Genomic DNA, 8,314 nt, shown 5'->3' with positions numbered 1-8,314 from the left:
CTAAGCCGAGGATTCGGCTTCCCCCCGTGCCTCGGGGACCGGACAGGGATCACCGGGGTGACCCACGAGGGCCTGTGCCCGCGCGAAACGCGCGGGCACAGGCCCTCGTGCCGTTCCCCGACAACCTCGAACGCCGACCGAAAGATGGCAGGCCAAAGCCCTGGCCACCGTCGACGCGCGGGTCTAGCATTCCCGTCACGGCGGCCCGCCACAGCACCACCGGGCCGCCGGCCAGCGCAATCACGCCGTGCCTTCGGCGCAGCTCGCCTCCCACCGGCCGGGCCCCGTGGCACTCGCGCCCCGCGGCGCTGAACAGCTCCCGCCCTCCAGGCCGGCGGCGCGCCGCGGCCGGATCCGAGGCCGGGACGGCGTGCGTGGTCCGACGCTCCGCTTCTGCCGGCCGCCCGTCGTGCGGCGCGCCCGGGGGATGGGCTATCGGCCTGTGCCGTGGCGGAGGCCGTCGAGGAGCAGGTCGAGGAGGCGGCCGGCCCGTTCGCGTTGGGCGGGGTCGCTGGTGATCAGCGCTATGCCGCTGAGGCTGAAGCCGACGTCGAGGGGGTCGATGTCCGGGCGCAGGAGGCCGGCTTCGGTGTCGGCGTGCAGCAGGGTGGCGATCGCGGTGGCGAGCTTGTCGAGGGTTTCGGCGAAGGGGTCCGCGCCGGAGGCGACCGCGGCCCGCAGGGCGTCCGCCATGCCCTGCTTGGCGGCCAGGTAGTCGATGAAGTCGTCCATCCACAGGCGCATCGCCCGGTCCGGCGGGTTGTCGGCCAGCAGCTTCGCGGCGCGGTCGCAGACGCGGGCGAGCTCGTTGCGGTAGGCGGCCTCGACCAGCGCCTCGCGGGTGGGGAAGTGGCGGTAGAGCGTGGCCGAGCCGACGCCCGCGGCCTTGGCGATCGTGTCGATCGCAACGTCCGCGCCCTTCTCGGAGAAGGCACGCACGGCCGCTTCGAGGATGCGTTCCCGGTTGCGGCGGGCATCGGCACGCAACGCGCTCGGCTGGGTGGTCAAGGCTGTTTCCCTTCGTCGGGATCAGTCTATCTGGACAACCGGGGAGTTCCCCGGTTACGTTGGCAGCTAACCGGGGAACTCCCCGGTTATGGCATTGTCCGCTCCGTCGCACTCCACACGCAAGGAAGACCCTCATGACCTCCCCGAAGACGGTTCTGATCACCGGCACGTCCTCCGGCATCGGCCTGGCCGCCGCCGTCGGCGCCGCCCAGGCCGGCTGGACCGCCATCGCGACCATGCGCGACACGGGCAAGGCCGATGCGCTGCTGAAGGCCGCCGCCGAGAACGACGTCGCCGACCGCATTCAGGTCAAGCGCCTGGACGTGGTCGACCCCGAGAGCATCGCCGCCTGCCTGGACGAGGTGATCGCCGAGCACGGCCGCCTCGACGCGCTGATCAACAACGCCGGCGCCGCCCAGGTCGGCACCATCGAACTGATGAGCGTCGACGAGGTCCGCTCCGCCATGGAGGTCAACTTCTTCGGCGTGGTGGCCACCACCCGCGCCGCCCTGCCCCACCTGCGCGCCGCCCAAGGCCGGGTGATCACCGTCACCAGCATCGGCGGCGTGGTCGGCCAGCCCTTCAACGAGGCCTACTGCGCGGCCAAGTTCGCCGTCGAGGGCTTCATGCAGTCCCTCGCCCCCGCCGCCGCCACCGTCGGCGTCGACGTCACCGTCGTCGAGCCCGGTGCGGTTTCCAGCGAGTTCGTCGCCAACATCGGCCTGGACATCCCCGCCCTGATCGCCGCCGCCGGACCCTACGCCCCGGCCCTCCAGGCGTACATCGCCCACATCCAGCAGTCCTACGGCAACGCCCAGACCCCGGCCGAGGCCGCCGCCCCGATCATCGAGGCCCTGACCGCCGACCGTCCGGCCTTCCGCGTCCAGACCTCGCAGTGGGCCCGCGACTTCGTCGCCACCACGCTCGCCGACCTCGACGGCTCCGCCGTCCAGGCCCTCACCCGTGCCTGGGTCCGCTGAACGACGAGGAGAAGATCCGCCCGTGTCCACCGCAGACCTGTCGCGCGCCGCAACGGACGCGAAGCGGTTGTTCGACCGCTATGCGGCCACCTTCATCGAACTCGCCGCGGCCGGCGGGACCGACCCGGCGCCGTTGCTGGAGTACTTCGCGGTGCCCCTGACCGTGACCACCGGCAGCGCGCACACGGTCCTCACCTCGGCCGAGCAGCTGACCGCCGGGCTCGCCCACGAGCTGGCCGCCCTGCGCGACCTCGACTACGGCGGCAGCGAGGCACTGGACCCGGCCGTCCGGGAGCTGAACGAACGGGCGGTCACCATCGAGGTGAGCTGGGCCCGCTACGACCGCTCGGGCGCCGAGTTCCAGCGCCCCCGCGTGTTCTACTTCCTCGCCCGCACGCCGGACGGCTGGCGAATCACCACCTCGGCGGTCCTGTCCGGCTGAGCCAGCGCACCGGTAGCCCGGCCCCCTGAGGACCAGGGCCCGGACCGCCTGGTCGCCGGCAACGGCGCCGGCCGGGGTGCCCCCGTCCGCCTCGTCTTCCACTGGCGACACCCGGTAGCCGCCCCGCCGAGCAGGCGCCTCGGCGGGCTCTTCCCCGCATCCGAGACCACTGCGATCGTGAAAGTGGACGCCTGACACACTGTGCGCCATGACTGAGCAGGAACATCATGCCTCGGCGCAGCTCTCCGAGGCACTGCACCGCAGGTTGGAGCGGATCGAGCGGCTCCTGGAGCCCGAGAAGCCGGAGCGTCCGGCGTGGCGCTCGGTCACACTCGGTGAGCAACGCTGGGCGGTGTCGGTGGCCATCCTGGTCGCCGTGGGCCTGCAGCTGGCCCTGCCGACCCGCCTGACCATCCACCCGCATTGGATGCTGCCCACCCTGGAGCTGGCGCTGCTGGTGGCCCTGGTGGTCCTCAACCCGCACAAGCGCATCGACCAGACGTCGCAGTTGCTGCGCTCGCTGAGCCTGGCCCTGGTGGCCGTGATCAGCCTGGCCAACGGCTGGTCGGCGGTGAAGCTGGTGGGCGACCTGATCCACACTTCTGCCTCACCGGGCGCGCTGGCGCTGCTCGGTACCGGCGGCGCGGTCTGGGCGACCAACATCATCGCCTTTTCGCTCTGGTACTGGGAGTGGGACCGAGGCGGCCCGGCGGCCCGCGCCCAGGGGGTGAAGTCGTACCCGGACTTCCTCTTCCCCCAGATGCAGCAGGAGGGCATCGCGGAGCCGGGCTGGGAGCCCTCCTACCCGGACTACTTGTACGTGGCGTTCACCAACGCCTGCGCCTTCAGCCCGACGGACACCATGCCGCTGTCGGTCTGGGCGAAGCTGCTGATGATGACGCAGTCGGCCGTGTCGCTGATCACGGTGGTGCTGGTGGTGGCGAGGGCGGTCGGCATCCTGCAGTAGCGGCGGCCGCCCCGCTCGCGCGTTTTCAAGGTCTTCACCAGACTCCTGGCCGGGTTCGTCCCGGCCGGGAAACGCCGAACGGTCGGGCACTCCGTGCAGGAGTGCCCGACCGTTCGTTTCCGCGTCCGGGCCACGACCGGCCGCCCCGGCGGGATCAGGTCAGCAGAACCCGCCAGCCGCCCCCGCCGTCACGACCGTCCAGGCGGAGCGTCAGCTCCTTCACCTGGCCGGTCCCGTGGAAGGTGAGCCGTACGGTCTGCCGGTTCGCCGGGTCGTCGCCGAAGTCGGCGGTGACCTCCCCGGCGGCGCCCGGCCCGTAGGCGCGGACCCACTCCTCGGCCGCCGCCCGGCGCGCGTCGGCCGTGCCCTCCGCAGCGGCCAGCTTCACCAGCCGGTCCGCGGAGCCGTCGGCCAGCCGCCACACCACCTGCTGTGCCAGGCCCAGCGTCTCCGGCACGGGGTAGCCGGTGACCTTCAGGTGCGGATGGGCGGAGTAGTCGGCCGAGTGCTCCAGCCGGGCCTCCTCGGCGCCGCTCGAACAGCCGGCCAGGAGGGCGGCCGAGAGCGCGGCCGCCAGTACGGCCGTCACCGGCCGCCCCGCCGCCATCAGTTGGTCCCGAGCGGACGGACGACGACGAACCACTCGATCGGCTCGCCCTTCTGCCGGTAGTAGGACAGCACCTCGTTCAGGGTGGTGACGCCCTTCCGGCCGTGCTGGCGCAGTTCCATCTGGGCGCCCCAGCTGACCACGACCGCGGCGTGGTTGATCCGCGGCTCGTCGCGCCACTTGAAGAACACCACGTCACCCGGGCGGGCCTCGGAGGTCCAGCGCAGCCAGGTCGAGTACCGGTAGTTCAGCAGGTGCCGGTGCAGGTTGGCCGCGCCGGCCCACGTGTAGCTGCGGTTCTTGTGCCAGCCGAACAACCAGTAGTCGTTGGTCCACCAGGCACCGTCCCAGGTCTTGAAGCCGTACCGGGTGCGCATGCCGCCACCGTAGTACAGGGCCTTGGAGACGAAGTTGGTGCAGTCCTGGGGGAAGTCCCAGCCGATGTTGACGTTGCGGCGGGCCCAGTCGGCGGTGCCGTTGTAGTTGTACCCGGTCTGGACGGCGCCGGCGGTCGGCTGCGCCGGCTGGAGCGGGAAGCCGTTGGCGTCCAGGGGCACGGCCTTCTGGGCGTCCGCCGGGTCGGGCTGCGCGGCGTCGGCCACCTCGACCTGGGCCTGCGCGGTCGCGGAGGAGGACAGCTGCTGCTGGGCCGCGAGGTCGTCGGCCTCGGAGACCAGGACCGCGGCGGTGCCGACGGTGAACTCGAACCGCTTCGCGCCCACGCTCTCGCTCGGCGAGTCCACGCCGCCCGACCGGATCATCACCGAGTCCTTGACGGTGGCCCGTACGACGACCTTGCCGGCCGTCTGCTGGTCGACCACCACGTCGGTCAGGGTGACCGCCGCAGCCGTGTACAGCTGGTTCTGGGTCGCCAGCGCCTCGCGGTTGGCGACCAGCGAGGCCTCCTGGGTGGCCAGCAAGTCGACGAAGACGGTGCCGTGCGCGGCCTCGGCGGCGGCGTCCGGCGCGGTGAACCCGGCCTTCATCTTGATCTTGTTGCGGGCGTCCAGGTACTCCTGCACGTAGCCGCGGTACTGGTTCGGGCCGCCGGCCGTCGGGGTGCCCTGGACCACTGTCGAGGCGACCGGGGCGGCGGCGCCGTAGCTGTTCCTGGCGGTGACCACCGCGCGGTAGGAGCGGGCGTTGTCCAGGCCGGTGAACGTGGCCCGCAGATCGCCGGTGGTGACCTCCTGGACCGGGACGCCGGCCGAGGTCTCGACCCGGACGGTGTAGCCGACGTCGCCGACCGAACCACGGTCGGCCGGGGCGTTCCAGGTGACGACCAGAGCGGTGTCGCCACCGACGGCGGTGACCTGTTCGGCCGCGCCCGGAGCGGTCGGCGCCAGGTAGTCGAGGGTCAGCTTGGGCCGCCGCGCCGGGTCGGCGGCGGTGGCCGAGAAGTAGCGGGCCGTGCCGGTCCAGCCTGCCGGCGCACGCAGCGCCAGGCCGTAGGCCTCGCCCTTCTCGATCCACGAGCCGACCAGCGCGGACAGGTCGGTCTCCGACAGCTTGGCGGCGGAGGCGTAGCTCTCGGCGCCGGCGGCCGTGGTCAGCGCCGCACCGCCCTGGCCGGGAGCCCACGCGCTGCCGAGCTGGAAGACGTCCACGGCGGTCTCGTCGCAGCCGGCGCTACCGGCCGCGCAGTCCGAGCGGGTCAGGGCGAGCTTGCCGCCGATCACCCGGGAGCCGGCCGGGACGGCCGACAGGTCGGGTTTGAGCCAGCTGGTCCAGCTGCTGCCGTCGGGCGTGGTGCCGATCCGCAGCTCGCCCGTGTCGGCGGCCGGGCACGTGCCGGTGTCGCAGCCGCCGCCGGCGGTGGCTGTTGAGGCGTCCGCGAGGGCGGGGCCGGTGAGGACCACGGTGGTCGGCGCGGGCGGGACCGGCGGGGCCTGGACGCGGACGGCCAGCGGCTGGTCGGGGGTCCACACGGAGCAGCCGACGGCGGCGCAGGCGCGCGCGGTCCAGGTGTAGTCGCCGCCGTCGCTCACCGCGCCGTCCGGCAGCTGGACGGAGGCCCGGGTGCCGCTCTCCGCCCACACCGGGGCGATCGAGGTCGGCAGCGGCTGGCCGTTGCGGCCCTTGAGCACGAACTCGGTCCGGACCCGGCCCTGGTTGGGGTTGGTGACCAGGGCGGAGAGCACCGGAGTGAGGGTCTGCTGGGCGCCGGTCTGCAGCTGGCTCGGCACGTCCGGCAGCGGGCTGACACTGAAGGTGGCCCAGGCGGACCAGCCCAGGTTGTAGTGCAGGCCGTCGTAGGGCGAGGTGCGGAACCGGTAGGTGTGGCCGTACTGGAGCAGGCCCGCCGGCACGGTGACCTCGGCGGGGGTGCCGCTGGGCACGTAGCCGGAGACGTTGACGTTGCCGACCTGGGCGCCGGAGATGGCGTCGACCAGCTGGAAGGTGCCGGTCACCTTGTCGCCGTCGGGGTCGACGAAGGTGTCCCGGAGCACCGGGGTGGTGGTGTCGACCCGCCAGGTGCCGGTGCCGTCCTGGAGGAACGGCGGACCGGCCTCCTGCTTGGTGCCGGTGCGCGGACGGTAGTTGTAGTTGACCGTCAGCTTGGGCACGTTGGTGGCGGCGTTGGCGGAGTTCACCTCCTTCCAGTACTTGGTGCTGACCTCGTCGGGCGCCCGCAGGCCCATCCCGGAGACCTGGTTCTTCGCCGAGGCCCAGGTCTGGACGAGGTCGGTGACGTTGGCGGTGATCCAGCCGTCGCCGCCGCAGTTGTCGCGGCCCTTGGTCTCGGTGGAACTGGCCTTCTTTGCGTTCCAGGCCGGCTGGTTGGTCCAGCGCGAGGCGGTGGAGGCGAGCCCGGTGTCCCACACCTCCCAGGTGTAGGGCAGGCAGTCGGTGTTGCCGGAGTGGATGTTGTACAGCGACAGCGTGGCGTTCTGGACCAGCGCGTCCGCGATCGAGGAGGTGTTCCAGTTGATCAGCGAACGGGCCTCGCGCGAGCTGCCGTCGGCGTTCTTGGTGCCGGGGTTGCCCCAGTACAGCTCGACGTCGGCCGACCAGTCGACCGTCTCGCCCTTCTGGACCCGGGTGTCGAGGGCGTTGCCGAGCCCGCTGGTGGACGGGTCGACGGTCACCGGGTAGGCGGTGGCCGGGTCGGCCAGGAAGGCGGCGTCGGGGGTGAAGACCAGGTCGACGTCGTCACCGTGCTGGACGACCTTGAGGTCCACCTTCGCCTGCCGGGGGTGCTCGCTCGACCCGGCCACGGTGGTGGCGTCCCACATCACCGGCGCGGGCAGCACGGCGCGCTTGCGCCCGTTCTTCCGGTCGGTGAACAGCACGCCGCCGTCCGGCTGGGCCACGGCCTTCAGACCCTTGGCCCGGAACGGCATGGTGTACGAGTAACTCCCGTTCACCGGGCGCTTCTTGAGCGTGACGAACTGCTCGAAGCCGTTGCGGTTGGCCTCGACGACGAGGTCGCCGTCGCCGTCGCCGACGGCGTCCCGGTAGACGGCGCGCGGGCCGTCCAGCTCGGGCGCGGGCAGGCCGCCCTTCCACTCCAGCGCCAGCTCGTCGTCGCCGGAGCCGAGCGACACCAGGGTGCAGGCGGGCTCCGCGGCGGCGGGCGCGGTGAGGGCCTGTGACTCGGCGAGGGTGCGGGGCCGCTTGCCGCCGGGGCCGGCCAGCTTCATCGCGTGCGGGTGCGCGGCGGGGGCCACCGAGCCGTCGGGCGCCCGCTTGAGAGTCAGGTCGACGTCGGTCCATGTGCCGTCGCGCAGGAAGCGCACCGGTCCGGCGGCAAGTTCGGTGGTGAGCGTGCCGTCCGGGTTGACCCAGGTGGTGGACACCTCGCTGCGCTCGGACACCGCCTCGACGCGCTGGCCGGTGGTGCGCGCGGCGACCCGGGCGGCGGCGATGCTGCCGGTCGGGTCGATGGCGGCCGCCGTCGGCGGCTTGCCGGGGGAGGGCTTGGGCTGCGGCTTGGCCGCGAACGCGATCGGCGCTCCGCCGGCCAGCGACAGCGACAGTGACAGCGCCACCGCGAGGGACAGCGGACCGGCGAGGGTCCGCCTTGGAACATACATGGGGGCTCCTTGACTCACTCTTGGTCGAAGCGATCCGGAGCATAGGCAAGATCACCAAGGGCGGTGATCGCGATAATTCGGGGCAAATCAGTCCAGATTCTGAATATTTCCTTAAGAAATTGATGAGATCGTGACGCACTTTGCACGTACGAATGTGAAATCCAGGCCCACCACAGGACGTGGCGGTGAGTTCCCGAATGGCCGTCATGCAGGCAGCGCCATAAGGCTGAGCCGCACCCGACACGGCACCGATCACCCCGGCGTCCGGTGGAC

The 8,314-nt window shown here is 72.0% G+C and carries 6 protein-coding genes; 3 read left to right on the top strand and 3 right to left on the bottom strand.

From position 1 onward, the window contains the following. Positions 1–432: 432 nt before the first annotated feature. A complete protein-coding gene (locus ACIRYZ_RS39315; RefSeq protein ID WP_402953449.1) occupies positions 433–1,008 on the bottom strand; it encodes a TetR/AcrR family transcriptional regulator in 576 nt (191 codons plus the stop codon). A 134-nt stretch (positions 1,009–1,142) separates the two neighbouring features. Between ACIRYZ_RS39315 and ACIRYZ_RS39310 the strand changes: the two genes are divergently transcribed. From ACIRYZ_RS39310 to ACIRYZ_RS39300, 3 genes are all read left to right on the top strand, one after another. Next, positions 1,143–1,988 carry an SDR family NAD(P)-dependent oxidoreductase gene (locus tag ACIRYZ_RS39310; protein ID WP_402953448.1) on the top strand — a complete coding sequence of 282 codons (846 nt, stop codon included), beginning with the start codon at positions 1,143–1,145 and terminating at the stop codon, positions 1,986–1,988. 22 nt (positions 1,989–2,010) lie between these two features. Then, positions 2,011–2,430, top strand: coding sequence for a hypothetical protein (locus tag ACIRYZ_RS39305; RefSeq protein WP_402953447.1), 420 nt, complete (start codon positions 2,011–2,013; stop codon positions 2,428–2,430). A gap of 208 nt (positions 2,431–2,638) precedes the next feature. Further along, entirely contained in the window at positions 2,639–3,397 is a 759-nt protein-coding gene (locus ACIRYZ_RS39300) for a hypothetical protein (RefSeq protein WP_402953446.1), read from the top strand. Between the two features lie 154 nt (positions 3,398–3,551). On the opposite strand, the gene ACIRYZ_RS39295 is transcribed toward ACIRYZ_RS39300, so the two are convergent. Beyond that, positions 3,552–3,986 carry a hypothetical protein gene (locus tag ACIRYZ_RS39295; RefSeq protein WP_402953445.1) on the bottom strand — a complete coding sequence of 145 codons (435 nt, stop codon included), beginning with the start codon at positions 3,984–3,986 and terminating at the stop codon, positions 3,552–3,554. 17 nt (positions 3,987–4,003) lie between these two features. Further along, on the bottom strand, positions 4,004–8,041 hold the full coding sequence (locus tag ACIRYZ_RS39290) for a DNRLRE domain-containing protein (RefSeq protein WP_402953444.1): 4,038 nt from the start codon (positions 8,039–8,041) through the stop codon (positions 4,004–4,006). Positions 8,042–8,314 lie beyond the last annotated feature (273 nt).

This window comes from Kitasatospora sp. NPDC101155, assembly GCF_044768305.1.
In the GTDB taxonomy this organism is placed as follows: Bacteria; Actinomycetota; Actinomycetes; order Streptomycetales; family Streptomycetaceae; genus Kitasatospora.
The sequence above is the reverse complement of the archived record's forward strand: the minus strand, read 5'-3'. Positions and strand labels throughout refer to the sequence as shown.

What these genes read in the sequence shown, in the direction of transcription:
- ACIRYZ_RS39310 (WP_402953448.1), top strand. Translation starts at nt 1,143, where the DNA reads ATGACCTCCCCGAAGACGGTTCTGATCACCGGCACGTCCTCCGGCATC.
- ACIRYZ_RS39300 (WP_402953446.1), top strand. Translation starts at nt 2,639, where the DNA reads ATGACTGAGCAGGAACATCATGCCTCGGCGCAGCTCTCCGAGGCACTG.
- ACIRYZ_RS39290 (WP_402953444.1), bottom strand. Translation starts at nt 8,041, where the DNA reads ATGTATGTTCCAAGGCGGACCCTCGCCGGTCCGCTGTCCCTCGCGGTG.